The 26,378-nt window shown below is 71.1% G+C and carries 21 protein-coding genes; 15 read left to right on the top strand and 6 right to left on the bottom strand.

Annotated elements, in window-relative coordinates; all coding sequences use genetic code 11:
* Positions 1-61 precede the first annotated feature (61 nt).
* The 6 genes from bioA to ACTJKJ_RS06240 all read left to right on the top strand — a co-directional run bounded on the left by bioA (position 62) and on the right by ACTJKJ_RS06240 (position 7,484).
* Positions 62-1,393 carry an adenosylmethionine--8-amino-7-oxononanoate transaminase gene (gene bioA / locus ACTJKJ_RS06265; protein WP_440819914.1) on the top strand — a complete coding sequence of 444 codons (1,332 nt, stop codon included), beginning with the start codon at positions 62-64 and terminating at the stop codon, positions 1,391-1,393.
* Complete coding sequence (bioF, locus tag ACTJKJ_RS06260) at positions 1,383-2,588, top strand: 8-amino-7-oxononanoate synthase (protein ID WP_440819913.1); 1,206 nt, start codon at positions 1,383-1,385, stop codon at positions 2,586-2,588. Before bioA ends, bioF begins: the two co-directional genes overlap by 11 nt.
* The gene (bioD, locus tag ACTJKJ_RS06255) at positions 2,585-3,343 is read left to right on the top strand and encodes a dethiobiotin synthase (RefSeq protein WP_440819912.1); all 759 of its coding nucleotides are present in this window, start codon (positions 2,585-2,587) and stop codon (positions 3,341-3,343) included. The genes bioF and bioD overlap by 4 nt, the downstream gene beginning before the upstream one ends.
* Positions 3,340-4,434 carry a biotin synthase BioB gene (bioB, locus tag ACTJKJ_RS06250; protein WP_440819911.1) on the top strand — a complete coding sequence of 365 codons (1,095 nt, stop codon included), beginning with the start codon at positions 3,340-3,342 and terminating at the stop codon, positions 4,432-4,434. Before bioD ends, bioB begins: the two co-directional genes overlap by 4 nt.
* Before the next feature lie 99 nt (positions 4,435-4,533).
* Positions 4,534-6,531, top strand: coding sequence for an acetyl-CoA carboxylase biotin carboxylase subunit (locus ACTJKJ_RS06245; RefSeq protein ID WP_440819910.1), 1,998 nt, complete (start codon positions 4,534-4,536; stop codon positions 6,529-6,531).
* A gap of 41 nt (positions 6,532-6,572) precedes the next feature.
* On the top strand, positions 6,573-7,484 hold the full coding sequence (locus tag ACTJKJ_RS06240) for a hydroxymethylglutaryl-CoA lyase (RefSeq protein WP_147241519.1): 912 nt from the start codon (positions 6,573-6,575) through the stop codon (positions 7,482-7,484).
* Positions 7,485-7,502: 18 nt separating this feature from the next.
* Here the strand turns inward: ACTJKJ_RS06240 and ACTJKJ_RS06235 are convergent, their stop codons facing one another.
* On the bottom strand, positions 7,503-7,949 hold the full coding sequence (locus tag ACTJKJ_RS06235; RefSeq protein WP_440819909.1) for a VOC family protein: 447 nt from the start codon (positions 7,947-7,949) through the stop codon (positions 7,503-7,505).
* Between the two features lie 148 nt (positions 7,950-8,097).
* On the opposite strand from ACTJKJ_RS06235, the gene ACTJKJ_RS06230 reads away from it, so the two are divergent.
* A complete protein-coding gene (locus ACTJKJ_RS06230) occupies positions 8,098-8,676 on the top strand; it encodes a ComF family protein (RefSeq protein WP_440819908.1) in 579 nt (192 codons plus the stop codon).
* Positions 8,677-8,701: 25 nt separating this feature from the next.
* Here the strand turns inward: ACTJKJ_RS06230 and ACTJKJ_RS06225 are convergent, their stop codons facing one another.
* The gene (locus tag ACTJKJ_RS06225; RefSeq protein WP_440819907.1) at positions 8,702-9,292 is read right to left on the bottom strand and encodes a hypothetical protein; all 591 of its coding nucleotides are present in this window, start codon (positions 9,290-9,292) and stop codon (positions 8,702-8,704) included.
* Positions 9,293-9,434: 142 nt separating this feature from the next.
* Here ACTJKJ_RS06225 and ACTJKJ_RS06220 point away from each other — a divergent pair, with 142 nt between their 5' ends.
* The 3 genes from ACTJKJ_RS06220 to ACTJKJ_RS06210 all read left to right on the top strand — a co-directional run bounded on the left by ACTJKJ_RS06220 (position 9,435) and on the right by ACTJKJ_RS06210 (position 11,722).
* Positions 9,435-10,925: a hypothetical protein gene (locus ACTJKJ_RS06220; RefSeq protein WP_440819906.1), complete on the top strand. Its 1,491-nt coding sequence runs from the start codon at positions 9,435-9,437 to the stop codon at positions 10,923-10,925.
* Complete coding sequence (locus ACTJKJ_RS06215; protein WP_440819905.1) at positions 10,915-11,205, top strand: hypothetical protein; 291 nt, start codon at positions 10,915-10,917, stop codon at positions 11,203-11,205. Before ACTJKJ_RS06220 ends, ACTJKJ_RS06215 begins: the two co-directional genes overlap by 11 nt.
* 211 nt (positions 11,206-11,416) lie before the next feature.
* On the top strand, positions 11,417-11,722 hold the full coding sequence (locus ACTJKJ_RS06210; RefSeq protein ID WP_091720058.1) for a DUF883 family protein: 306 nt from the start codon (positions 11,417-11,419) through the stop codon (positions 11,720-11,722).
* Here ACTJKJ_RS06210 and ACTJKJ_RS06205 read toward each other — a convergent pair.
* Positions 11,709-14,075: a putative bifunctional diguanylate cyclase/phosphodiesterase gene (locus ACTJKJ_RS06205; protein WP_440819904.1), complete on the bottom strand. Its 2,367-nt coding sequence runs from the start codon at positions 14,073-14,075 to the stop codon at positions 11,709-11,711. The genes ACTJKJ_RS06210 and ACTJKJ_RS06205 overlap by 14 nt on opposite strands.
* Before the next feature lie 165 nt (positions 14,076-14,240).
* On the opposite strand from ACTJKJ_RS06205, the gene ACTJKJ_RS06200 reads away from it, so the two are divergent.
* Positions 14,241-14,636 carry a phage holin family protein gene (locus ACTJKJ_RS06200; protein ID WP_440819903.1) on the top strand — a complete coding sequence of 132 codons (396 nt, stop codon included), beginning with the start codon at positions 14,241-14,243 and terminating at the stop codon, positions 14,634-14,636.
* Between the two features lie 408 nt (positions 14,637-15,044).
* Here the strand turns inward: ACTJKJ_RS06200 and ACTJKJ_RS06195 are convergent, their stop codons facing one another.
* A complete protein-coding gene (locus tag ACTJKJ_RS06195) occupies positions 15,045-17,381 on the bottom strand; it encodes a YgiQ family radical SAM protein (RefSeq protein ID WP_440819973.1) in 2,337 nt (778 codons plus the stop codon).
* 256 nt (positions 17,382-17,637) lie between these two features.
* Positions 17,638-18,369, bottom strand: coding sequence for a TetR family transcriptional regulator (locus tag ACTJKJ_RS06190; protein WP_440819902.1), 732 nt, complete (start codon positions 18,367-18,369; stop codon positions 17,638-17,640).
* A 278-nt stretch (positions 18,370-18,647) separates the two neighbouring features.
* On the opposite strand from ACTJKJ_RS06190, the gene ACTJKJ_RS06185 reads away from it, so the two are divergent.
* The 3 genes from ACTJKJ_RS06185 to ACTJKJ_RS06175 are packed head-to-tail and all read left to right on the top strand — an operon-like array spanning position 18,648 to position 24,489.
* Positions 18,648-19,856 carry an efflux RND transporter periplasmic adaptor subunit gene (locus ACTJKJ_RS06185; protein ID WP_254783359.1) on the top strand — a complete coding sequence of 403 codons (1,209 nt, stop codon included), beginning with the start codon at positions 18,648-18,650 and terminating at the stop codon, positions 19,854-19,856.
* 29 nt (positions 19,857-19,885) lie between these two features.
* A complete protein-coding gene (locus ACTJKJ_RS06180) occupies positions 19,886-23,071 on the top strand; it encodes an efflux RND transporter permease subunit (protein WP_440819901.1) in 3,186 nt (1,061 codons plus the stop codon).
* Positions 23,072-23,097: 26 nt separating this feature from the next.
* Complete coding sequence (locus ACTJKJ_RS06175; protein WP_440819900.1) at positions 23,098-24,489, top strand: efflux transporter outer membrane subunit; 1,392 nt, start codon at positions 23,098-23,100, stop codon at positions 24,487-24,489.
* Between the two features lie 71 nt (positions 24,490-24,560).
* Here the strand turns inward: ACTJKJ_RS06175 and ACTJKJ_RS06170 are convergent, their stop codons facing one another.
* Positions 24,561-25,016, bottom strand: a complete 456-nt coding sequence (locus ACTJKJ_RS06170; RefSeq protein ID WP_091720085.1) for a hypothetical protein — start codon at positions 25,014-25,016, stop codon at positions 24,561-24,563.
* A 273-nt stretch (positions 25,017-25,289) separates the two neighbouring features.
* Here ACTJKJ_RS06170 and ACTJKJ_RS06165 point away from each other — a divergent pair, with 273 nt between their 5' ends.
* Positions 25,290-26,369, top strand: a complete 1,080-nt coding sequence (locus tag ACTJKJ_RS06165; protein WP_440819972.1) for a sensor domain-containing diguanylate cyclase — start codon at positions 25,290-25,292, stop codon at positions 26,367-26,369.
* Positions 26,370-26,378: the final 9 nt, after the last annotated feature.

Raw genomic sequence — 26,378 nt, 5'->3', positions numbered from 1 at the left:
GACGCGTCGCGATCGCCCCGCTCGAGCGCCGCGCCGCTGTTTCCCGAGAGCTGAGTTCCGAATGTCTGAAGCAGTACGACAAGACTGGCAGCGCCGCAGCCTCGCGGCGGTCTGGCACCCGTGCACGCAGATGGCGCGCGCGCAGGACGTGCCGCCGCTGCCGATCGCCCGCGGCGAGGGCCCCTGGTTGATCGACCACGAGGGCCGCCGCTATTTCGACGCCAACAGCTCGTGGTGGGTCAACCTGTTCGGCCACGCCGACCGGGCCCTCAACGACGCGATCAAGCAGCAGCTCGATACGCTGCCGCACGTGATGCTGGCCGGCTGCACGCACGAGCCGGCCGTGCGCCTGGCCGAGCGCCTGTCCGCGCGCACCGGCGGCGCGCTGGGCCATCTGTTCTTCGGCAGCGATGGCGCCTCGGCGGTCGAGATCGCGCTCAAGCAGAGCTTCCACAGCTGGCGCAACCGCGGCCGCGCGGACAAGCGTGAGTTCGTCTGCCTGCGCAACGGTTATCACGGCGAGACCATCGGCGCGCTCGCGGTCACCGACGTCGCGATCTTCCGCGATGCCTACGACCCGCTGCTGATGCGCAGCCACATCGTGGCCTCGCCCGACCAGCGCCTGGGCAACGAGGCGCAGGCGCTCGATGAGATGCGCGCGCTGCTCGCCGAGCGGCATGAGCACATCGCCGCCGTCATCGTCGAGCCGCTGGTGCAGGGCGCGGCCGGCATGTCGATGTATGGGCCCAGCTACCTGAAGGCGCTGCGCGCGCTGTGCACCGAGTTCGAGGTGCACCTGATCGCCGACGAGATCGCGGTCGGCTGCGGCCGCACCGGCACCTTCTTCGCCTGGGAGCAGACGGCACCGGCCACGAAGGCCGACTGGCCCGACTTCCTGCTGCTGTCCAAGGGCATCACCGGCGGCACGATGGCGCTGTCGCTGGTGCTGACGACCGACGAGGTCTACCAGGCCTTCTGGTCCCAGGACGTGACGCGCGGCTTCCTGCACTCGCACAGCTACACCGGCAATCCGCTGGCTTGCGCCGCGGCCAACGCGGTGCTGGACCGCTTCGACGCGGGCCAGCTCGAGCGCAACCAGCAGCAGGCCGCGTGGCTGGCCGAGGCCTTCGCGCCGTTGGCGGCCGATCCGCGCATCACGCACCTGCGTCAGCGCGGGATGATCCTGGCCTTCGACATCAATCCGGCGACGACCGTGCCCGTCGAGCGCTTCGCCGAGAAGTTCCACCTCGCCGCGCGCCGGCACGAGCTGCTGATCCGTCCGATCGGCCAGACCGTGTACCTGATGCCGCCTTACCTGATCGACGAGCCCGCCGCGAAGTTCCTCGCGGCGGCCGTGGCCGCAACGCTGGAGGAGGTGGTCCATGCTGCTTGATCACCTGCAAGCCAAGCTGGACGCGATCCGCGCCCAGGACCTGACGCGCTTCACCCGCATCGCCGAGACCGGCACCGCGCCGCATCAGACGGTGCGCGGCGCCGACGGCGTCGCGCGCGAGCTGACGATGTTCTGCAGCAACGACTACCTGGGCCTGGCCGCGCATCCGGCGGTGACCGAGGCGCTGGCGGAGGGCGCGCAGGTGTATGGCGGCGGCTCCGGCGCGTCGCCGCTGGTCAGCGGGCATTCGCGGGCGCACCACGAGGTCGAGGCGCTGCTGGGCCGCTGGTTCGAGCCGCACATCCCCGAGGCCAAGGCGATCGGCTTCTGCACCGGCTACATGGCCAACCTCGCGGTCGTGACCGCACTGGGCGATGCCGACGCGGAGATCTTCAGCGAGGCGCTGAACCATGCCTCGCTGATCGATGGCACGCGGCTGGCCAAGGCCAGGGTGTCGCGCTACGCGCATTGCGATGTCGAGGACCTGCGCGCGCAGCTCGGCGCGAGCAGCGCGCGCATCAAGCTGATCGTCACCGATGCGGTCTTCAGCATGGACGGCGACATCGCGCCGCTGCCCGCGCTGCTGCAGGCCGCCGAGGACTTCGACGCCTGGCTGATCGTCGACGACGCCCATGGGCTGGGCGTGCTCGGCGAGACCGGTGTTGGCACGCTGGAACACTTCCGGCTGCGCAGCGAGCGGCTGATCCTGGTGGGCACGCTGGGCAAGGCGGCGGGGCTGGCGGGCGCCTTCGTCGTCGCGCATCGGACGGTCACCGACTACCTGCTGCAGGCGGCTCGCAACTACATCTTCTCGACCGCCTCGCCGCCGGCGGTGGAGCACGCGCTGCTCACCAGCCTCGACCTGATCCGCGGCGAGGTCGGTGCGCAGCGCCGCGCCGCGCTGCGCGCCCTGCAGGCCCGGTTGCGCGCCGGCATCGGCGCGCTGCTCGAGCGCCATCCGACGCTCACCTGGACGCTGGCCGACTCGCAGACGCCGATCCAGCCGCTGATCGTCGGCGGCAATGCCGAGGTGATGGCGCTGGCCGCCGCGCTGGAGCGCGAGGGCCTGCGCGTGCCGGGCATCCGGCCGCCGACCGTGCCCAAGGGCGAGGCGCGGCTGCGCATCACGCTGTGCGCGACCCACAGCGAGGCCGACGTCGACCGGCTGCTCGCCGCACTGGAGGCCTGCGCATGACCCCGTTTACGAATGCCCTGGCACCGAACCCGGCCACGACGCCGCATCCGCTGCATGGCTTCTTCATCACCGGCACCGACACCGAGATCGGCAAGACCTGCATCACCGCCGGCCTGACGCGCGCCTTCGACGACCTGGGCCGCTACGTCACGCCGATCAAGTCGCTGGCGGCCGGCCAGACGCAGGACGCCGGCGACGCCTGGGTCAACGAGGACGTCGCCTTGCTGCACGCCGCGCAGCGCCAGGGCATGACGATGGACGAGGTCGGCCCGCTGCAGTTCCGCGAGCCTTGCGCGCCGCACATCGCCGCGCGGCTCGAGGGCCGCGCGATCGACCGCCTGGCGCTGCTGACGGCGATCCGGCGCTCGGCGGCCAAGGGCGACTTCGCGTTGATCGAAGGCGTCGGCGGTTTCCGCGTGCCGCTCACCGGCGACTGGGATACGGCCGACCTGGCCGTCGACCTGGCGATGCCGGTGGTGCTGGTCGTCGGCCTGCGGCTGGGCTGCATCAACCATGCGCTGCTGACAGCCGAAGCCATCCTCGCGCGCGGGCTGCGCCTGGCCGGCTGGGTCGCCAACACCGCCGACCCCCACCAGGCTCATGTGGCGGACAATCTGGCCGCCTTGCGCGCCGGCCTCGACCAGGCCCTGGGCGCGCCGTGCTGGGGCCATGTGCCCCGCCTTCCCGATCCCTCTCCCGCGGCCGTGGCCGCGCACCTGCAGCAAGCGCTGCTGCTGAACGCCTTGAAAGCATGACGATGAAGCAGACCGTCAACCAGATCCAGACGCTGACCCCGACCACCGACGAACTGCGTCGCAACGCCAAGCCCTGGACCGTCAACGAGATCGCCGCGCTGTTCGAGCTGCCGTTCAACGACCTGCTGTTCCGCGCGCAGCAGGTCCACCGCGAGCACTTCGACCCGAACGCGGTGCAGCTGTCCACGCTGCTGTCGATCAAGACCGGCGGCTGCGAGGAGGACTGCAAGTACTGCCCGCAATCCGCGCACTTCGACACCGGCCTGAAGGCCGAGAAGCTGATCCCGCTCGAGGAAGTGATGGAAGCCGCCCGCGCCGCCAAGGCCAATGGCGCGACCCGCTTCTGCATGGGCGCGGCCTGGCGCTCGCCCAAGGAGCGCCACCTGGAGGCGATTGGCGAGATGATCACCGAGGTCAAGGCGCTGGGCCTGGAGACCTGCCTGACCGCCGGCATGCTGGGCGACGGCCAGGCCGAGCAGCTGCGCGAGGCGGGCCTGGACTACTACAACCACAACCTGGACACCTCGCCAGAGTTCTACGGCCAGATCATCACGACGCGCACCTACCAGGACCGTCTGGACACGCTGGAGCGCGTGCGCGGCGTGGGCCTGAAGGTGTGCTCGGGCGGCATCGTCGGCATGGGCGAGACCCGCCGCCAGCGCGCCGGCCTGATCGCGCAGCTGGCCAACCTGGATCCGTATCCGGAGTCGGTGCCCATCAACAACCTGGTGCAGGTCGAGGGCACGCCGCTGGCGGGCACCGCCGCGCTGGATCCGTTCGAGTTCATCCGCACGATCGCGGTGGCCCGCATCACGATGCCGCGCGCGATGGTGCGGCTGTCCGCCGGCCGCGAGGAGATGCCAGAGACCATGCAGTCGCTGTGCTTCCTGGCCGGCGCGAACAGCATGTTCTACGGCGACAAGCTGCTGACGACGAGCAATCCGCAAGCCGAGAAGGACCGCCAGTTGATCGCGCGCCTGGGCATGCACTGCGCGACCGAGGCCGGGCTGAGCGCCGATGCCGGCGGTGATCGCGCCGGCTGCGCGCCTGCGGGCGAGGGCGCCGCAGCGTCCTGCGGCCATCGTCACTGATCGCGCCCTTGCGCGGCTTTGCGCGCCATTCGAGCGCACCCGGCGCCCGCGGTCACAAGCCGCGGCGCGCCGAGGACCTGACAGCATGAGGAGACACCCGTGTTCAAGAAGATCCTGATCGCCAACCGCGGTGAAATCGCCTGCCGCGTGGCCGCCACCGCCCGGCGCCTGGGCGTCAAGACGGTCGCCGTCTATTCCGATGCCGACGCGAATGCGCGCCACGTCCGCGCCTGCGACGAGGCCGTTCGCATCGGCGGCCCCGCGCCGCGCGACAGCTACCTGCAGTGGCAGCGCATCCTGGATGCCGCGAAGGCCACTGGCGCGCAGGCCGTCCATCCGGGCTACGGCTTCCTCAGCGAGAACGAGGAGTTCGCGCAGGCTTGCGCGGACGCGGGTCTCGTGTTCATCGGCCCGCCGCCGTCGGCGATCCAGGCGATGGGGCTGAAGGCGGAATCCAAGCGCCTGATGGAGCAGGCCGGCGTGCCGCTGGTGCCGGGCTATCACGGCGCCGATCAGGATCCCGCGCTGCTGCGCCGCGAGGCCCGGCGCATCGGCTATCCGGTGCTGATCAAGGCGAGCGCGGGCGGTGGCGGCAAGGGCATGCGGGCGGTGCATGCGGACGAGGACTTCGAGGCCGCGCTCGCGTCCTGCAAGCGCGAGGCGATCAACAGCTTCGGCGACGACGCGGTGCTGATCGAGCGTTACGTCCAGCGGCCGCGTCACATCGAGATCCAGGTCTTCGGCGACAGCCACGGCGAGTGCGTCTACCTGTTCGAGCGCGACTGCTCGGTGCAGCGCCGCCATCAGAAGGTGCTGGAGGAGGCGCCCGCGCCCGGCATGACGGCCGAACGCCGCGCCGAGATGGGCGCCGCCGCGGTCGCGGCCGCGAAGGCGGTCGGGTATCAGGGCGCGGGCACGGTCGAGTTCATCGCCGAGCAGGACGGCCGGTTCTACTTCATGGAGATGAACACCCGGCTGCAGGTCGAGCATCCGGTGACGGAGGCCATCACCGGGCAGGACCTGGTGGAGTGGCAGCTGCGCGTCGCGGCCGGCGAGCCGCTGCCGCTCAAGCAGCACGAACTGCGCATGCACGGCCACGCGATCGAGGCCCGCATCTGCGCCGAGAACCCCGAAGGCGGTTTCCTGCCGGCGACCGGCACGCTGTCGGTGGCGCGCTGGCCGGCGCATGAGGCCTTCCGCCGCGCGGCGGTGCGCATCGATTCGGGCGTGGGGGAGGGCGACGCGATCAGTCCGTTCTACGACTCGATGATCGCCAAGCTGATCGTCTGGGGCGAGACGCGCGAGCAGGCGCTGGCGCTGCTGGACGCGTCGCTGCGGGACACGCACATCGTGGGCCTGCACACCAACGTCGCCTTCCTGCGCCGCTGCGCGGCGACGGCGTCCTTCGCGCATGCCGACCTGGACACCGCGCTGATCGAGCGCGAGAAGGACGCGCTGTTCGGCCAGCCCGGTCTGCCGCTGGCCGAGGCCGCCGCCGCGGTCGTCGCGCACACGCTGGCCGAGGAGTCGGCCACCGAGTCCGCCGACCCCTGGAGCCGCCGCGATGGCTGGCGCCTGTTCGGCGCGGCGCAGCGGCGCTTCGAGCTCGACGTCGACGGCGTGCATCACCAGGTGCTGCTGTCGCGGCACCATCACGGCGGGCTGTCGTTGATGCTGCCGGGCGGCGCGGCCGGGGAGGCGATCGCGCTGGCGGTGCGCTCGGCCTCGCCGGAGCGGCATGAGCTGCATCTGAATGAGCGGCGCGTCGCGGTGTCGACCTACAAGGTCGGCGAGCAGGTGGCGGTGTTCGGCGCGCACGGCTCGGCGCTGGTGACCGAGGTCGACGTCATCGCCCATGCGGGCGAGGGGGGATCGGAAGGCGGCCGGCTGACCGCGCCGATGCCCGGCAAACTGGTCGCCTTCCTGGCACAGGCAGGGGACACGGTCGCCAAGGGTCAGCCGCTGGCGGTGATGGAGGCGATGAAGATGGAACACACGATCACCGCGCCGCGCGACGGCGTCGTGGCCGAGTTGCTGTTCGCGGTCGGAGACCAAGTCGGCGATGGCGCTGAACTGCTGCGGCTGCAGGCAGCCTGAAGACCTCGCACGCGATACGTCAGAAGCCCAAGGATCACGCCATGACCACATTGCCCGCACGAGTCACCCTGGTCGACGTCGGCCCGCGCGACGGCCTGCAGAACGAGAAGGACACCGTCGCCACCGCCGACAAGGCCCGGCTGGTGTCGCTGCTGCAGGACGCGGGCCTGAAGGAGATCGAGGTCACCAGCTTCGTCTCGCCGAAGTGGGTGCCGCAGATGGCCGACAACACCGCCGTGATGGCCGCCATCGAGCGCCGCCCCGGCGTGCGCCACAGCGTGCTGGTCCCCAACATGAAGGGCCTGGAGGGCGCGCTGCCGACCCGGCCCGATGAGATCGTGGTCTTCGCCGCCGCGTCCGAGGCCTTCTCGCAGAAGAACATCAACTGCTCGATCGCCGAGAGCATCGAGCGCTTCGCCCCGGTCGTGGCCGCGGCCCACGAGGCCGGCATCAAGGTGCGTGGCGCGCTGTCCTGCGCGGTCGGCTGCCCCTACCAGGGCGAGGTCTCGGCCGACGAGGTCGAGCGCGTCGTGAAGCTGATGAAGGACATCGGCGTCGACCACCTCGGCGTCGCCGACACGATCGGCGTGGGCACGCCGCGCAAGGTGCAGGCGGCGATGGCGCGGGCGCTGAAGCATTACCCGCTGGTCGAGGTCAGCGGGCATTTCCACGACACCTACGGCCAGGCGTTGACCAACATCTATGCCTGCCTGGAGCTCGGCATCCACACCTTCGACGCCAGCGTGGCCGGCCTGGGCGGCTGCCCGTATGCGAAGGGCGCGACCGGCAACGTCGCGACCGAGGACGTGGTGTTCCTGCTGAACGGCCTGGGCATCGAGACCGGCATCGACCTGGACAAGCTGGTCGATGCGGGCGCCTTCATCTCCGGCGTGCTGGGTCGCCCGCCGGTGTCGCGCGTGGGCAAGGCGGTGCTGGCCAAGCGCAAGGGCTGACGGCCGCGGCTCTGGCGCTCAACCGCGCACGCGCTCCACGAACCACCACAGGTGGCCGTCGAGGTCGAGCACGCCGTAGTTCTTGTCGGCCCAGTACTCGGGCCCGTAGTCCTCGACCTTGGGCTCGTGGACGATGGTGGCGCCCGCGCGGCGGGCGCGCTCGCAGTGCGCCTGCGCATCGTCGACGTAGAGCATCAGGCTCTGCGTGTTGGCGCCGCCGACGCCCTTCGGGCTGCGCAGCGGGATGCCGAAGCGCTGCGAGCGCTGCCCTTCGCCGCCCTCGGCGACCATGATCAGCGCCTCGCCGAAGGTCAGCTGGCTGTGGACGACCGAGCCGTCGTCGCCGTCGATGCGCAGCTGCAGCTCGAAGCCGAAGGCCTCGCACAGCCAGGGGATGGCCTTGGCGGCGCTCTCGTAGAACACGGCGCTGGACAGACGCGGCCAACCGGCGGGCGTGGGCTTCATGGCGACTCCCGGATCGAGGAAACATCCAGCATAGGCGTCGCCTCCCGGCGTCCGCAAGCCTGAACGGCGACATCCCTCCCCGGGCGGTGTCGAACCACCCGTGCGGTGGACCAACCCACCCGGCTTTCCACCTCCTGAAGGCAGCCGGATGGATGTCTCCCTGCGACCGATCGAAGGTCCCTGGACCGAGGGTTATGTGCTGGACCGGACGCTGCTCGCCAGCGCCTACCTCGGCGAGGACCCGGCCGGGCGGCCGCGCATCACGACCACCCGCACCGAGGTCGGCGAGGCGCTGTTCCAGCTCAAGCACCGCGGCGACCTTTCGAAGGCCGAGCCGCTCGCCCGCGCGCTGCGCCTCCGCGTGCTGCCGCGCCTCGGGCCGATCGGCTTCATCGTGCCGATGCCGCCGTCGCGCGCCCGGCCCTGGCAGCCCGTGGCCCTGGTGGCGCGCGCGCTGGGGCAGCAACTGCGCGTGCCGGTGTTCGAGCGCCTGCTGCTCAAGGCCCCGCAGGCCAGCGCGGCGCGCGCTTGCGCCACCCGCGAAGAGACGCTGGGGTGGCTCGTCGCCACCTTCTCGCTGCACGACGAGATCCGCAACCCGGGACGATGGAACGCGCTGCTCATCGATGACCACATCGACACCGGCGTCACCCTCGAGGCGGCCAGCCGCGTCCTGCGCCAGTACCCGAAGGTCGCGCAGCTGTATGTCGCCGTGCTGACCTCCTAGCGGGCGGCCCGCTCGGCCGGGCCGCTCAACCGGCGGCGAGGGTCTGGCCGACGCTGTCGCGGAACTTCGCCGCGCGCTCGGCGTCCGCATGCGCCTCGATGCGCTCGCAGCAGTGGTGGACCCAATCCTGGAAGCGGCTCTCGGTGTCGACCTGGCGGACCAGGTCGCGGAGCTCGCCCTCGCGGCCCGCCAGCATCCGCGTGACCAGGTCCAGCGCGAAGAACTTGGTGGCGACCAGGCGCTTGGCCCGCGCCTGCGCCTCGCGCGCCAGGGCGGCCGCTTCGGCGACCTCGTCGGCGTCCACGGCCTGGATCGCGGACGTCGTCGATGTCGAGGCCGATGCCGACGCCGGTGTCGGTGTCGGTGTCGGTGCCGCAGTGGCCCCCGCAGGCTTGAGGGCCCGCGGCAGCTCCACCAGGCCCTGGTCGACCAGCCGCGACAGGCCGTCGTCGCCCAGGCCCAGCCCGCGGGCCAGGCGCTGCAGCTCCTGCGCGTCGCGCTTGCCGTCGACGGTGATCAGCAGCGCTCGCAACGCGGGCGGCAACTGGCGCTGGCCCGGCGCCAGCATCTGGCGCGCCAGCTCGGTCTTGCGGGGAGGAGTAACAGAAGTTTGCATGGCGGGCCGGATGTTGCGAAGGCCGCATGCAGGCTTGATGACAGTCCGGCGTAGGCCTCCCCAGCTTGTGGATTGCCGCACGCGCCGCCGCTGCCTACGATCCGGCTTTCCGGGCGCCGTCCCGGACGGGGAGGGACTTCACATGGACAAGCTGGTCATCGTTCATCGCGGCGCGCTGCGCGCCAAGTACGGCGCCACCGCGCTGGCGAAGGTCGACGCGGCGCTGAAGGCGCTGGCCGCCGCGGACAAGCGGCGCGGCGTCGACACGCTAGTGGTGGCGGTCGACCTCGCCTCGGCGATGAAGCCCTATGGCGCCGCGCCGGTGCCGGCCCGGCCCGACGCCAAGGCGCTGAAGACGGCCGTCGACGCGCTGGTCCGCGCCCGCCAGCCCCACTACCTGATGCTGCTGGGCGGCCCCGACCTGCTGCCGATGGTGCCGCTGAAGAATCCGGCCCACGGCGGCGAGCTGGGCGACGAGGACCGCATCGTCCCCAGCGACCTGCCTTACGCCTGCGAGGCCGCCTACTCGACCGACCCGAACCGGTTCCTCGGGCCGACGCGGGTCGTCGGGCGGCTGCCCGACCTCCCCGGCGCGACGCGGCCCGACCTGCTGCTGCAGCTGATCCGCGCGGCGTCCCGCCACAAGGGCCTGCCGCGCGCGTCCTTCGTGGACAGCTTCGCGCTGTCGGCCGAGGTCTGGCAGGGCTCGACGCGGCTCAGCCTGACCAACACCTTCGGCCACGCGGACGGGCTGCGCCTGTCGCCACCGGACGGACCGAAGTGGAACAAGGCCGATCTGGCGCCGCGCATGCACTTCATCAACTGCCACGGCGCCGCGGACATGCCGGAGTACTACGGCCAGCGGGGCGAGGAGTTCCCGGTCTCGATGCGCTCGGCGCTGCTGCGCGACCGGGTCACGGCGGGGACCGTCGTCGCCGCGGAATGCTGCTATGGCGCGCAGCTCTTCGACCCGGCGCTGGCCGACGGCGACTGGCCCATGGCCCTGCGCTACCTGACCGACGGCGCCTGCGCCTTCCTCGGCAGCACCACCATCGCCTACGGACCGAGCGACGGGAACGGCTCCGCCGACCTGCTGTGCCAGTACTTCCTGCAACGCGTGCTGGCCGGGGCCTCGCTGGGCCGGGCGCTGCTGGAGGCGCGCCAGAAATTCGCCGGCGAGCGCACCCACCTCGATCCGATGGACCTCAAGACGCTGGGGCAGTTCTACCTGCTGGGCGACCCGTCGCTGCAGCCGGTGGCCGGCGTGTCGCATGCGCTGGCCCGCACCAAGGCCTTCCGCAAGGCCTTCGCCGCCGTCGAGGACCGCGGCGTGCGCGGCCTGCGCCGCGAGCGCCTGGAGCGCGAGGGGCGCAACCTGGCGCGTTCGCTGCCGCGCCTGCTGCCCACCGAGGCGGCGCCGGCCCCGGCCGTGCTCGAGGCGGTGCGCCCCATGCTCAAGGAATCCGGCCTGGACGCCGAGCACTGCGCGCGGGTCAGCTACCGGATCTCCGGCGCCCCCGGCCATCGGGCGATCCATGTCTACAAGGGCTGGGTCGAACGCCGCCTGCTGGCGCTGATCGCGACCGAGCAGGACGGGCGGCTGCTCCACGTGAGGCGCATGCATGCCCGCTGATCGCGACGCCACCGCGGACGGCACCGCCGACTGCCTGCGCGGACGCCTGTGCCGCGAGCGCCTGGACCTCGGCAGCAAGAGCGAGCGCCTGGCGGTGCTGCTGGTCGTCGACGACGGCGACCGGGTCGTGCTGCGCCGCGCTGGCGCCAATCCCTTCCGCGATCCGGAACTGGAAGCGCTGGAGGGCCAGGTCTTGATCGTCGAAGGGGAACGGCGCAGCAGCTATTTCCTGGTGCGCCGCTATACCGTTTGCGGCGACGATCCCCCTTCCTCGGGATGAGCGAACGGCTGGGGCCGCCGAATGGGTGCCCAGGCCGGGAGCGAAATCTGCCGGAGACCCACCGAGCCTCGCGCATCGTCAAAACCGTGTGCCGCGGTCGGACACCCGTCAGGGCGACTTGCCGGAGGTTGCTCGGCAGACGTACAACCGGACTTCGTTCCGCGCCGATGCGCGTCCCGATCCTCACAACCCGACCAAAAGGAGCCCGCTCATGGCCAAGACCTCTCCCTCCGACCGCCTGCTGTCCGACCTGCACCAGGTGGTGACCGACGCCGAGTCGCTGCTGCGGGCCACCGCCGACCAGACCAGCGCCGGCGCGTCCGAGCTGCGCGCGCGCGTGCAGTCGACGCTGGATCGCGCCAAGTCCAGCCTGGGCGAGTTCCAGTCCGCCGCGGTCGAGCGCGCCAAGGCCGCCAGCAAGGCGACCGACGACTACGTGCACGACAACCCCTGGCAGTCGATCGGCGTGGCCGCCGGCGTGGGCCTGCTGCTGGGCCTGCTGATCAGCCGCCGTTGATCGGCGACGCCGTGGCGCCGGACGCCGCGGCACAGGGGGCGACGCAAGGCGCCCCCGCCACCGGCTGGGCCGCCGCTGCCGTCGCTGCTGCCGGCGCGGGGGCCAGTTCCCAGGACTTGGGCGCGGCCAGCCAGCGATCGAGTTCCTCGGCCGGCATCGGCTTGGCGAACAGCCAGCCCTGGCCTTCGTGACAGCCCAGCGCCAGCAGGTGCTGGCGCTGTTCCTCGGTCTCGATGCCCTCGGCGACGACCCGCATGCCGAGGCTGCAGCCCAGGTTCACCACCATCTGCGCGATGGTCGCGCCGGCCGCCGAGCTCTGCGCCTCGCGCACGAAGGCGCGGTCGATCTTCAGCCGCTCGACGTCCAGCCGCCGCAGCTGGCTCAGCGACGAGAAGCCGGTGCCGAAGTCGTCGATCGCGACCGACGCGCCGGTGCCGCGGATCTCCGCCAGCACGCGCAGCACGGCCGAGACCTCCTCCATCGCCATCGATTCGGTGATCTCCAGCTCGAGCGCCGCGCCGGGCACGTCGGCATCGGCCAGCGCGCGCCGGACGGTGTCGATGAAAGCGGGATGGCGGAACTGCGCCAGCGAAATGTTCACCGCGATGCGGAAGTCGGCGTAGCCGGCGTCGCGCAGCTGGCGCACCTGGCGGCAGGCGGCGCGGAGCACGAATTCGCCGATCGGGACGATCAGGCCGGACTGCTCCGCCAGCGGGATGAACTGGTCGGGCGGGACGAATTTGCCGTCGGCGGTGCGCCAGCGCAGCAGCGCCTCCGCGCCGATGACGCGCAGCGAGGCCAGCTCCACCTGCGGCTGGTACACGACGAACAGCCGGCGCTCCTCGAAGCTGGCGCGCAGGCCCTTGAGCAGCTTGAAGCGCTCGCGGGCGTCGATGCCCATCTCCGGCGAAAAGTATTGCGATGCGCCGCGGTTGCCCGCCTTGGCGCGCTTGAGCGCGATCTGCGCGTCCAGCAGCAGTTCCGAGCCCAGCGTCCGGGACTGGGCCAGCCGCACCAGCCCGGTGGTGGCGGACAGCTGCAGGCGCTCGCCCGCGACGGTGAAGGGGTCGTCGAAGACGCCGCCGATGCGGTGGCCGTTGACCATGTCGTCGGGCCCGAGCAGCCCGAAGGCGTTCGACGAGATCCGCGCCATCGCGGTGTTGAAGCCCAGCCGCTGCGCCAGCCGCTGGGAGACCGCCTGCAGCACCTGGTCGCCGAAGCGGTGGCCGAAGGCGTCGTTGACGTCGGCGAAGTCGTCCAGGTCGATCAGCGCGAGCGTGATGCCTTCGGGCGACTTGAGGTTGTGCTCGAGCAGCTCGATGAAGCGGGTGCGGTTGGGCAGCTGCAGCAGCGGGTCGTTGTAGGCCTGGTCGGTCAGCTGCGTGTACAGCATGACGTTCTCGAAGCCGACGGCGATGTTGGAGCAGAACGCGCGCAGCAACTGGCGGTCGAGCTCGTCGAGCTCGCGCTGCACCTCGACCAGCGCCGCCATGGCGCGGCCGCTGGGCAGGCCGAAGAACAGCACGGTGCAGCCGTCCTCGTGCAGGTTGTGGCCGACGGCCAGACAGCGCGCGAGCAGGTCGCGCACCTTGCCCGCCGGCACCGCGTGCAGCGGGCGGTTGATCAGCGAGCTGTACTGGCCGGCGGCCGCGATGACGCGGGCATCGCCGCTGGCGTCGTTGTGCGCCTGCACGCAGACCAGCCCTTCCGGCAGCGTGCCCAGCAGCGCGCACAGCTGCGTCACCACGCCCTCGGCGAAGCGGTGCAGCCCGTGCTGGCGGCCGAGCTCGGTGCTGGCCTCGACGATCATCTCCAGCCCCTGCCGGTTGGCTTCCAACGCGCGGATCTGGCGGTAGGAGCGGATCGCCGCCGTCAGCACGGTGTACAGCCGCGTACGGGTCAGCTCCGACTTGGTCTTGTAGTCGTTGATGTCGTAGGCCTGGACCGTCTCGATCTCCGGCGCGTAGCCGGGCTGGCCGGTGCGCAGCACGATGCGCACGGCGCGCAGGCGCAGTTCCTCGCGGATGTGGCGCACCAGCTGCAGGCCGGCGTCGTCGGACTCCATCACGACGTCCAGCAGGACGACGGCGATGTCGGGCTCCTGGCGCAACAGCGCGCGCGCCTCGGCCGCGGACTTCGCATGCAGGAAGGCCAGCGGCTGGCCCTCGACCTGCAGGCCCTGCATGGCCAGCTCGGTGGCCTTGTGGACGTCGGTGTCGTCGTCGACGATCAGCACCCGCCAGGGCTTGCGTGGCGGGAGGTCGTCGAGGACGGCGTGCTCGTGGTCGTCCAGGAACTGCAGCAGGTCGTCGTCCTCGACGACGTCGGAGTGCGTGTGCTGGCGATCAGGCATTGAATCAACCTTGAAAGGCCGGCCGCGCGGGGTCCGCGCAACCAAGCGTTACCGCACTGTAGCCCAAGGCCTGGAGCCGGTATGGACAAAGAACGCCCTCGTTTCCCCCGATTCAGTGATAGCTTCCGCACACCGGAGGGGCCGGAGACAGAGGAGAGACGTTCGATGGAATCACGCGATCCGGGGCTGACGGAGCGGCTGCGGCGGATGGCCGAGCGGGCGCTTGAACTGGCCCGCGTACGGCTGGAGCTGCTGGGCGTCGAGCTGCAGGCGGAGCTGCTGCGCCTGTTCGGCGCCTTGACCGCGCTGCTGCTGGCGCTGCTGCTGGGCGTGGCCGCGCTGCTGATGCTGGTCTTCGCCGCGCTGCTGTGGGTGCCCGATGCCTGGCGCGCGCCGCTGGGCGCCGGCCTGGGCGCGGCCTTCATGCTGGGGGCGGTGGGCAGCTGGTATTGGGCGAAGCGCCAGTTGGCGGCGGGGCGGCCGTTCGCGGCCAGCGTGGCGGAGCTGGCGCGCGATCAGCGCGCGCTCGAGCCCGAGACGGAGCCGGGGGCGCGGCCATGATGTGGGGCGATGCGCGCCAGCGGCTGAAGCTGCGGCAGCTCGAGCTGCAACTGCGCAGCGCGGAGCTGCGCCTGGGCCTGCTGCACGAGGCGCGGGNGCGCCCGATGCAATGGGCCGAACGCGGCCATGCGCTCTATCGCCTGGCGGGCAGCCTGCCGCGCCTGTGGCGCACGGTGGCGGCGCTGGCCGCGGCGGGTGGCCTGGCGGGACTGACGCGCGCCTTCCGCCGGCGCGATCCCGATGCGGCGGACAGCCGGCCGGGCCGCATCGCGCGGCTGTGGGCGTGGCTGAGCCTGGGATGGAAGGTGTGGCAGTGGGTGAAGCCCGCGCCGGCGACCGAGGCCGCCGGCAACGCGACACCGGGCGCCCGCCCGACGTCCCCCTCGACGCCCGCTCGCTGAAGCCGCGTCAGCGCGGACCGCGCTTCGCGCCCGGCTTGCCCGCCGGCTTGGCGAAGGGCTTGCCGGCCGGGCGAGCGTCGGCGGCGGCCGGACGCTGCGGCGCGCGGGCCGCGCCGGTCTCGCGCGGCGGCAGGCCGGTGTGCTGCGTGAGCAGCTGGCCGGCGCGCGGCTTGTTCGGCGCGACCTTCTGCCCCGCGTTCGTCGAGTTCTTCCGGCGCGCCGACTCGTAGCCGCCGTCCATGCCCGTGGGCTGGAAGGTCGGGATCAGGTGATGCTTGCCGTTGCCGATCAGGTCGGCGCGGCCCATGTCCTTGAGCGCCTCGCGCAGCAGCGGCCAGTTGCTCGGGTCGTGGTAGCGCAGGAAGGCCTTGTGCAGGCGACGCCGGCGCTCGCCCTTGACGATGTCGACCGGTTCGCTGTCGCGCGTCACCTTCTTCAGCGGGTTCTTGCCCGAGTGGTACATCGCCGTGGCCGTGGCCATCGGGCTCGGGTAGAAGGTCTGCACCTGGTCGGCGCGGAAGCCGTTGCGCTTGAGCCAGAGCGCCAGGTTCATCATGTCCTCGTCGGCCGTGCCCGGATGCGCCGCGATGAAGTAGGGGATCAGGAACTGCTTCTTGCCGGCGGCGGCGCTGGCCTGCTCGAACAGCTGCTTGAAGCGGTCGTAGGTGCCGATGCCCGGCTTCATCATCTTGGACAGCGGGCCGCCCTCGGTGTGCTCGGGCGCGATCTTCAGGTAGCCGCCGACATGGTGCGTCACCAGCTCCTGGATGTACTCGGGCGATTCGATCGCCAGGTCATAGCGCAGGCCGGAGCCGATCAGGATCTTCTTCACCCCGCGCAGCGCCCGCGCGCGGCGGTACAGCTTGATCAGCGGGCCGTGGTCGGTGTGCAGGTTGGGACAGATGCCCGGATAGACGCAGCTGGGCTTGCGGCAGGCGGCCTCGATCTCGGGGCTCTTGCAGCCGATGTGCCACATGTTGGCCGTCGGGCCGCCCAGGTCCGAGATGATCCCGGTGAAGCCCTTGACCTTGTCGCGGATGTCCTCGATCTCGCGAATGATCGAGTCCTCGCTGCGGCTCTGGATCACGCGGCCCTCGTGCTCGGTGATCGAGCAGAAGGTGCAGCCGCCGAAGCAGCCGCGCATGATGTTCACGCTGAAGCGGATCATTTCCCACGCCGGGATCTTGGTGCCGTGGTCGTGGCTGCCGTTCTCGTCGGCATAGACCGGATGCGGGCTGCGCGCGTAGGGCAGGTCGAAGACGTGGTCCATCTCGACCGTCGTCAGCGGGATCGGCGGCGGGTTCAGCCAGACGTCGCGGTCGACGCCGCCCGACGAATGCCGCTGCACCAGCGCGCGGGCGTTGCCCGGGTTGGTCTCCAGGTGCAGCACGCGGTTGGCGTGGGCGTAGAGGACCGGATCGCTCTTGACCTGCTCGTAGGCGGGCAGGCGGATCACGGTGCGGTCGCGCGGCGTCACGAGCGCTCGGCCGTCGCTGCCGTTCTTCGCCAGCGTCTGGCGGACGATCTTGATCGGCTTGATCTCCGGCATGCCGGCCGACGCCGGAGCTGCCGCACCCGCGGAGGCGCCATCCGCGCCCGCGGCCTGCGCCTGCTGCTTGGAGCAATCGGTGCCCTGGTCGGCGGCCGCTTCCTCGGTCGTCATGTAGGGGCTGAGCAGCGCATCGATCTTGCCGGGCGCGTCGACCTCGGTGGAGTCGATCTCGAACCAGCCGTCCAGCGACGCGTCGTCGGGCTTGCGCATGAAGGCGGTGCCGCGCACGTCGGTGATCGATTCGATGGGCTTCTTCTGCGCCAGGCGGTGGGCGATTTCGATGATCGCGCGCTCGGCATTGCCGTAAACGAGCAGATCGGCCTTCGAATCCACCAGGATCGAGCGCCGGACCTTGTCCTGCCAGTAGTCGTAATGCGCGATGCGCCGCAGTGAGGCCTCGATGCCGCCGATGATCACGGGGACGTCCTTGAACGCCTCCTTGCAGCGCTGCGTGTAGACCAGCGTCGCGCGGTCCGGCCGCTTGCCCGCGGCGCCGCCCGGCGTGTAGGCGTCGTCCGAGCGGATCTTCCGGTCGGCCGTGTAGTGGTTGATCATCGAATCCATGTTGCCGGCCGCCACGCCGAAGAACAGGTTGGGCTTGCCCAGGGCCCGGAACGGATCCGCCGAGTTCCAATCCGGCTGCGCGATGATCCCCACCCGGAATCCCTGCGCCTCCAGCGTGCGCCCGATCACCGCCATGCCGAAGCTGGGGTGGTCCACGTAGGCGTCGCCGCTGACGATGATGATGTCGCAGCTGTCCCAGCCCAGTTGCGTCATCTCCTCGCGCGACATCGGCAGGAAGGGTGCGGGGCCGAAGCGCTTGGCCCAGAACGGGCGGTACGCGGTCAGCGCCTTCTGGCCGGTCTTCTTCAGATCGGACAGCGGACGGGTGGGAGGCGGGGCGATGGACACGGCGGCGGCTCGGGCGTGGGCAACCGGCTATTGTCGCCGGACCCTGGGGTTTCCCTGAGGGGACCCTGCACAAATGCAGGGCTTTCCACCGGATTAACGGTTAATCGCGACGATGGACGGCCGTGTCCGCCGACCTTCAGTGGTCGTCGCCGTCGTCGCCGCGGTCGTCTTCCGCCCGATTGGCCGAGCACACCGGCTGGCGCCCCAGCGCGCCGCGCTCGGCGGCGGTCAGCGGGGCGAAGCGGTTCGGCACCGCCACCGTCAACGAGGAGAGGTAATGCTCCAGCCGCGCCTGCCCGACCTCGATCAGGTCGAAGGCCTCCGGATCCAGCATCCAGTGGTGCAGCAGCCCGCCCACCAGCGCCATCAGGCCGATCGCCGCCTGCTGCGAGTCCACCTCCGCCGGCAACTGGCCCAGCGCCTTGGCGCGCTCGAAGGCCTCGCGGTTGTGGCCGGTCCATTCGCGGTGCGCGGCGACCTTGCGCTCGCGCACCGTGGCCATTTCGCCGACGAACTCGACCCGCGTGTTGGCGATCTCGAAGGCCCGGCGTGTGCGAGCGTTGAACGCAGCGCAGTGCATGACGTTCATCAGGCGCAGTCGCAAGTCGTCCAATGGCCGGTCCGGACCGGGCGAGACCGAGGCTTCGAAGTCCTCCTCCAGCGGCATGGTGGCGCGTTCCATCATGGCATTGAAGAGCTGGACCTTGTCCTCGAAGTGCCAGTAGACGGCGCCACGCGTCACGCCGGCGGCCTGCGCGATGTCCTGCAGCGAGGTGCGCGAGACGCCGCGTTCATGGAACAGCTGCTCCGCGGCGTCCAGCAGGCGGGCGCGGGTTTCCTGGGCTTCTTGTTTGGTTCGGCGGGCCATGGGGCGTGATTGTAGAAGCACGTTCCAGAAACATACATGCATGAATGTATGTATATACTGCGCGACTTTGGGTCGAACCGTGATGGCGCCAGGCGTCGTGGCGGGGAGGGCCCGGGCTTGCCGGAAGCGGCCGCCGATCTCCCGCCTGGCGACGTCGCGCCGGGCCGCTCATCCGAAGAACTGATCTGTACTGCGAGAGGAATCCCATCGTGATGTCTACCCCTCTGACAAAAGCAACGCCGGGGTCGGAGCGCCCGAGCCTGAAGGCCGGCGCGCGCATGCTCTACTTGCTGCCGCTGGTGATCTCGATCGCGGCGGTGCTGACCGCCTGCGGCAAGGACGAGGCGGCGGCCGGCAAGGGCGGTCCGGGCGGCGGTGGGATGCCGCCGGCCAATGTCGGCGTGGTCACGGTGGGCCAGCAGGCGGTCGCGCTGCAGACCGAGCTGCCTGGCCGGGTCGAGGCGCTGCGCACCGCGCAGGTCCGGGCGCGCGTCAACGGCGTGGTGCTCAAGCGGCTCTTCACCGAAGGCTCGGAGGTCAAGGCCGGCCAGGCGCTGTTCCTGATCGACCCGGCGCCCTACCAGGCGCAGTTCGACAGCGCCAATGCCAACCTGGCCAAGGCGCAGGCCAACGAGGCACAGGCCGCCGCGCAGGCCGCGCGCAACAAGCCGCTGGCCGACGCGAAGGCGATCAGCCAGCAGGAATACATCACCTCGGTGGCGACCGCCAAGGCCGCCGCCGCCGACGTGGCCGCGGCCAAGGCGGCCGTCGTGCAGGCCAAGCTGAGCCTGGATTACGCCCACGTCTACGCGCCGATCTCGGGCCGCATCGGCCGCGCGCTGGTGACCGAGGGCGCGCTGGTCGGTGCGTCCGACGCGACGCAGCTCGCGCTGATCCAGCAGGTCAGCAGCGTCTACGTCAACTTCACGCAGTCGGCCAACGAGGTGCAGGCCATGCGCCGCGCGCTGGCCGCGGGCCAGCTGCGCAGCGCGGGCGCGAATGCGGCGCAGGTCGAGGTCGTCGGCGACGACGGCACCGTCTACCCGCGTACCGGCAAGCTGCTGTTCACCGACCTGAGCGTCGATCCGACCTCCGGCCAGGTGACGCTGCGCGCCGAGGTGCCCAACCCCGACGGCCTGCTGCTGCCCGGCCAGTACGTGCGGGTGCGCGTCGCGCAGGCGGAACTGCCCTCGGCGGTGCTGCTGCCGCAGCAGGCGGTGACGCGCGGCTCCACCGGCGACACGGTGCTGGTGGTCGGCCCCGACAACAAGCCCGCGCCGCGCAAGGTCAAGATCGGCAACGCGATCGGCAACCAGTGGGTGGTGCTGGACGGCCTCAAGCCCGGGGAGAAGGTCATCGCCGACGGCTTCCAGAAGATGTTCGTGCCGGGGGCGCCGGTGAATCCGGTGCCGTTCAACCCGGCCAGCGCGGCGTCCGGAGCGGCCTCCGGCGCGGCGCCCGCCGCCTCCGGCGCGGCGAGCCGCTGAGCGCCTGACGCTCAGGAAGGATTCAAGACATGGCACGTTTCTTCATTGATCGCCCCATCTTCGCGTGGGTGATCGCCCTGTTCATCCTGGTCTTCGGCGGGGTGGCGATCACCCAGCTGCCGGTGGCGCAGTACCCGACCGTGGCACCGCCCTCGCTGGTGATCTCGGTGGCCTACCCCGGCGCGTCGGCCAAGACGCTGGACGAGGCGGTGGTCTCCGTCATCGAGCAGGAGCTCAACGGCGCGCCCGGCCTGGCCTACATGGAATCGATCAGCCAGGCCAACGGCACCGGCTCGATCACGGTGACCTTCGAATCGGGCACCAACATCGACCTGGCGCAGGTCGAGATCCAGAACCGCCTCTCGCGCGCCACGCCGCGCCTGCCGGCGGCGGTCACCCAGCAGGGCGTGCGCGTGGACAAGTCGCGCTCCAACTTCCTGCTGTTCGTGACCATGGCGTCCCAGGACGGCTCGATGGACCCGATCGCGCTGGGCGACTACGCCGCCCGCAACATCGTCCCCGAGATCCAGCGCATCCCCGGCGTCGGCCAGGCGCAGCTGTTCGGCTCCGAGCGCGCGATGCGCATCTGGCTGGACCCCGCCAAGATGCAGTCCTACAACCTCAGCCCGGCCGAGGTCAGCGCCGCCGTCTCCGCGCAGAACGCGCTGGTGCCGGCCGGCGTGCTGGGCGACCGCCCGAACACGAGCAGCCAGACGATGTCGGCCACCATCGTGGTCAAGGGCCAGCTCGAGGACAAGGCGCAGTTCGAGAAGATCGTCCTGCGCGCCAACACCGACGGCTCCAAGGTGCTGCTCAAGGACGTCGCCCGCATCGAGCTGGGCGGCCAGAGCTACGCCACCTACACCCGCCTGAACGGCCAGCCCTCCACCGGCATCGGCGTGCAGCTCTCGCCCACCGGCAACGCGCTGGGCACCGCCACCGCGATCAAGCAGCGGATGGAGGAGCTGAAGAAGTACTTCCCCGCGGGCGTCGTCTACACCGTCCCGTACGACTCCTCGAAGTTCGTGAAGATCTCGATCTCGCAGGTCGTCGAGACGCTGGTGGAAGCCATCATCCTGGTGTTCCTGGTGATGTACCTGTTCCTGCAGGACTGGCGCTACACGCTGATCCCGACGCTGGTGGTGCCGGTGGCGCTGCTGGGCACCTTCGGCGTGATGCTGGCGCTGGGCTTCTCGATCAACGTGCTGACGCTGTTCGGCATGGTGCTGGCGATCGGCATCCTGGTCGACGACGCGATCGTCGTCGTCGAGAACGTCGAACGCATCATGAGCGAGGAGGGCCTGAGCCCGCGCGAGGCGACCAAGAAGGCGATGGGCCAGATCTCCGGCGCCATCATCGGCATCACCACGGTGCTGATCGCGGTGTTCGTGCCGATGGCGTTCTTCGCCGGCTCGGTGGGCAACATCTATCGCCAGTTCTCGCTGGCGATGGTGGCCTCGATGGCGCTGTCGGCGCTGATGGCGCTGTCGCTGACGCCGGCGCTGTGCGCAACGCTGCTCAAGCCGGTCGAGGCGGGTCATCACCACGAGAAGCGCGGCTTCTTCGGCTGGTTCAACCGTGGCTTCTCGCGCACCGCCAAGGGCTACGAAGGCTGGGTGGCCAGGCTGCTCAAGCGCAGCGGCACGATGATGGTGGCCTTCGCCGCGGTCGTCGCGGTGGTGGGCTGGCTGTACATCCGCATGCCCACCTCCTTCCTGCCGAACGAGGACCAGGGCTACCTGATCGTCAACGTGCAGCTGCCGCCGGGCGCGACCTCCAACCGGACCGAGGCCGCCGTCGCCGCCGTCGAGAACTTCCTGCACAAGCAGCCGGAAGTGGCCGACACCATCGGCGTGATCGGCTTCTCCTTCTCCGGCCAGGGCCAGAACGCCGCGCTGGTGTTCGTGCCGCTCAAGCCGTGGGAGGAGCGCAAGGGCAAGGACCACAGCGCGCAGGCGCTGGCCGGCCGCGTGATGGGCGCGATGATGGTGGGCGTGCGCGACGCGTTCATCTTCCCGCTCTCGCCGCCCCCGATCCCGGAACTGGGCACCGCCACCGGCTTCGCGCTGCGCCTGCAGGACCGCGGCGGCCTCGGCCACGAGGCCCTGCTCAATGCGCGCAACCAGCTGATGGGCATGGCGCAGAAGAGCAAGATCATCACCGGCATGCGGCCCGACGGCCTGGAGGACGCGCCGCAGCTGCAGGTCGACATCGACCGCGACAAGGCGCAGGCGCTGGGCGTCGGTTACGACACGATCGCGCGCACGCTGGGCATCCAGCTGGGCTCGACCTATGTCAACGACTTCCCCAGCACCGGCCGCATGCAGCGCGTGGTGGTGCAGGCCGACGCGCCCAAGCGCATGACGCCGGAGGACGTGCTGGCCATCAACGTGACCAACGCGCAGGGCGCCAACGTGCCGCTGTCGGCCTTCGCCTCCAGCCGCTGGATCACCGGCCAGATGCAGGCCACCCGCTACAACGGCTATCCGGCGATGCGCCTGGCCGGCGACGCGGCGGCCGGCGCCTCGACGGGCCAGGCGATGAAGGAACTCGAGTCGATGATCCGCCAGCTCCCGCCGGGCATCGGCTACGAGTGGACCGGCCTGTCGCGCGAGGAGCAGCTCTCCGGCTCGCAGGCCGGCATCCTGCTGGCGTTCTCGCTGCTGGCGGTGTTCCTGTGCCTGGCCGCGCTCTACGAGAGCTGGTCCATCCCGCTGTCGGTGATGCTGGTGGTGCCGCTGGGCCTGCTGGGCGCGCTGCTCGGCGCGACGCTGCGCGGCATGCCCAACGACGTGTACTTCAAGGTCGGCCTGATCACCATCATCGGCCTGTCGGCGAAGAACGCGATCCTGATCATCGAGTTCGCCAAGGACCTGCAGGCGCAGGGCAAGGGGCTGGTGGAGTCGGTGCTGGAGGCGGCGCACCTGCGCTTCCGCCCGATCATCATGACCTCGATGGCCTTCATCCTGGGCGTGACGCCGCTGTTCTTCGCCTCGGGCGCGGGCTCGGCGAGCCAGCGGGCGATCGGCACCGGCGTGCTGTCGGGCATGGTGACCGCGACGGTGCTGGCGGTGGTGTTCGTGCCGGTGTTCTTCCTGGTGGTGCGCCGCTTCTTCAAGGGCAGCGAGCGCCAGCAGAAGCTGTACGCGCATGAGCTCGACGGTCCCGACGCGACCCGGGCCGCCCACGCCGCGAAGAACGCGGACGGAGTCTGACGATGATGAAAAGAAAACTCTCAGTGATGGCCGCGGCCGCCGCCACGGTGGCGCTGCTGGCGGGCTGCGTGAACCTGGCGCCCGAGCACCAGCGCCCCGAGGCACCGGTGGCGCCGCAATGGCCGCAGGGCCCGGGCGCCGAGGCGGCCGACGCCAAGGCCGCCACCGAGCTGCAATGGCAGCAGTTCTTCCGCGACGAGCGGCTCAAGCAGCTGATCGACCTCGCGCTGAAGAACAACCGCGACCTGCGCGTGGCGCTGCTGAATGTCGACGTGGCCCGGGCGCAGGCCAACGTCACCGCGGCCAACCGCTGGCCGACGGTCAATCTCGGACTGTCGGCGCAGCGCGGTCCGCAGACCACGTCCAGCGGCGACAGCCAGATCGTCAGCGTCTACCAGGCGGGGCTGCAGGTCACCTCCTACGAGCTCGACCTGTTCAGCCGCGTCAAGAACCAGAGCGCCGCGGCCTTCGCCCAGTACCTGGCGACGGACGAGGCGGCGCGCTCGGCGCGGATCAGCCTGGTGGCGGGCGTGGCCCAGGCTTACCTGGCGGTGCAGGCCGACGAGGAACTGCTGGCGCTCACGCGCCAGACGCTGGCCACGCGCGAGGACAGCCTCAAGCTGATGCAGCTGAAGTTCGACAACGGCGCCGCGTCCAACCTGGACCTGAGCACCGCCAAGTCGTCCTATGAATCGGCGCGGGCCACCCTGGCCCAGGCCGAGCGCACGCGCCAGCAGGACCTGAACGCGCTGACGCTGCTGGTGGGGCAGACCCTGCCGGACGCGCTGCCGCAAGCGCGCCCGCTGAGCGACCAGACCATGGGCGCGCTGCTGGCGGGCGTGCCCTCGCAGGTGCTGGTGGGCCGGCCCGACGTGCGCCAGGCCGAGCAGCAGCTGGTGGCGGCCGAGGCCAACATCGGCGTCGCCCGCGCGGCCTACTTCCCGAGCATCACGCTGACCAGCAGCGTGGGCACGGCCAGCAGCGCGCTGAAGGACCTGTTCAGCCAGAGCGCGTGGAGCATCGCGGGCTCGGCGCTGATGCCGATCTTCGACGCGGGACGGGTGAAGAACAACGTCGCGGCGGCCAGGGCCAATCGCGAGGTCGCGGTCGCCCAGTACGAGAAGACCGTGCAGACGGCCTTCAAGGAAGTGGCGGACGCGCTGGCGGGCCGCGCGACGCTGGACGAGCAGCTCCGTGCCCAGGATGCGCAGGCCGCGGCGGAGGCGACACGCCTCGAGCTGGTGGACCTGAGCTACCGCAACGGCGCGGCGTCCAGCCTGGACCTGCTGGACGCGCAGCGCGCCAGCTTCGCGGCGCAGCAGGCGGCGCTGCAGGTGCGCCTGGCGCAGCTGCAGAACCAGGTGCAGCTCTACAAGGTGCTGGGCGGCGGCCTGGACCCCGCGCGCCAGCCGTCCTGAGGCCGGCGGCGGCCCCGCCCGCGCTCCGGCGCCGGACCGCATCGCGGCCGGCGCCGTTTTTCATCCGGCGCTCATTGCCCCAGCGTGTCGGTGCGGCGCCAGCTCGAGCCGCTGCCGCGACCCTGGGCCTGCGGGCGGCCGAGTTGCATGATCTCGATGGCGTGGCAGGCCGCTTCGGTGGCGTAGCTGAGGGCTTCGTTCTCCGTCGCCCAGACGGCGTCGAGCGAGGGGTGGACGACGTCCTCGGCGCCGGTCGCCGGGCCGGCTCCGAGCGCGGCCCCGCCGGACGCCGCTGCCTCGCGCGCCGGAGCGGCGTCCATCGCCGCGCGCCGTGCCGGCGGTGCTTCCAGCTCCTCACCGAACGCGTCGTTGGCGGCCGGTCCGCCGCCGAGGAATTCATGATCGGTCGCGTCATGGCGCCGTCGCCCGGTATCCAGCAGCTGGTAGCGGCCAAGGTAGGCGCCGCCGGGCGTGGGCGTCGATTCGACCCGGTACGAGACGCCGCGGTACTGTCCGTCGCGTTGCATGGGGGTTCTCCCTGTGCCTTCGATGAAGCGTTCGCGGCAATTCACACGCCCGGCGCGCATGCGGACCCCTACGCCCCCTCGGCGCGCAGGCCCGGCGGGCACGCTCGGCGCACATGCCCGGCGCACATGCTGGCGCGTAGCCCGCCGCGCCGGGCCGGCGATGTCGTCGGGCGCATCCGGCGGACGGCGCCAACGCCATGACGGACGGCGTCCGGTGACGCGGCGCAGTTGTGACAACATCGGCGGCTTCAGTCCCGACTTTCGATGCCGATCTTGGATGCCCTGCTCGCCCGCCTGACCTCGACCGTGCCGGTCGCCCGGAACCTGGACCAGCTCACCCGCCCGCTGCTGGAGATGCTGGGGTCGATCACCGGGCTCGAATCGACCTACCTGACGACCATCGACCTGCGCGCCGGCGAGCAGCACGTGCTGATCGCGCGCAACACCGGCGCGATGACCGTCCCCGAGGGGCTGACGGTGGCCTGGTCCGACACCCTGTGCAAGCGCGCGCTGGACGCCGGCCGCATGGCCACCAGCGACGTGGCGGACTGCTGGGGCGACTCCGACGCGGCGCGCCAGCTGGGCATCCAGACCTATGTCAGCGCGCCGGTGCGCGACGACGGCGGCGAGCTGATGGGCACGCTGTGCGCGGCCAGCGCGCAGCGCCGGCCGATCGCGCCGGAGGCGGAGTCGCTGCTGCGGCTGTTCTCCTCGCTGGTGGGGCAATTCCTGCAGCGCGAGCGGCTGGTGGCGGACCTGCGCGCCGCCAACGAGCAGCTGGCGACCTATGCGCTGACCGACGCGCTGACCGGCCTGCCGAACCGCCGCGCGCTGTTCGACGAGCTGCAGCGCCAGCTGCAGCGGGCCGCGCGCGACGGCACCTGCGTGCTGCTGGGCTGCATCGACCTGGACGGCTTCAAGACCGTCAACGACCAGCTCGGCCATCACCGCGGCGACCTGTTCCTGCGCGAGATGGCCCAGCGCCTGTCGCTGGAGCTGCGCGGCTCGGACATGCTGGCGCGGGTCGGTGGCGACGAGTTCGTGGTGGTCGGGCCCGGCGTGGCGCTGGGCGGGGCCTCGTCCGCGCAGGCGCCGCTGCTCGATCGCGGCGAGCCGGCCCAGGCGGCGCGCACGCTGGAGCAGCGCGCGTCGCTCGCCAGCGTCGGGCACTTCGACCTGGAAGGCCATGCGCTGCAGTACGCCGGCGCGAGCGTCGGCGTCGTCGCGCTGGACCCGACCGGGCTCAGCGTCGAGCAGGCCCTGCACCTGGCCGACGAGCGCATGTACGACGTGAAGCGCGCCCGCCGCCGCAGCGTGATCGTGCCCGCGGTCATCGCGCAGGCAGCGGACTGATCCGCCGCT

This window comes from Roseateles sp. 22389, from assembly GCF_052044995.1.
Lineage (GTDB): Bacteria > Pseudomonadota > Gammaproteobacteria > Burkholderiales > Burkholderiaceae_C > Roseateles.
The sequence above is the reverse complement of the archived record's forward strand: the minus strand, read 5'-3'. Positions and strand labels throughout refer to the sequence as shown.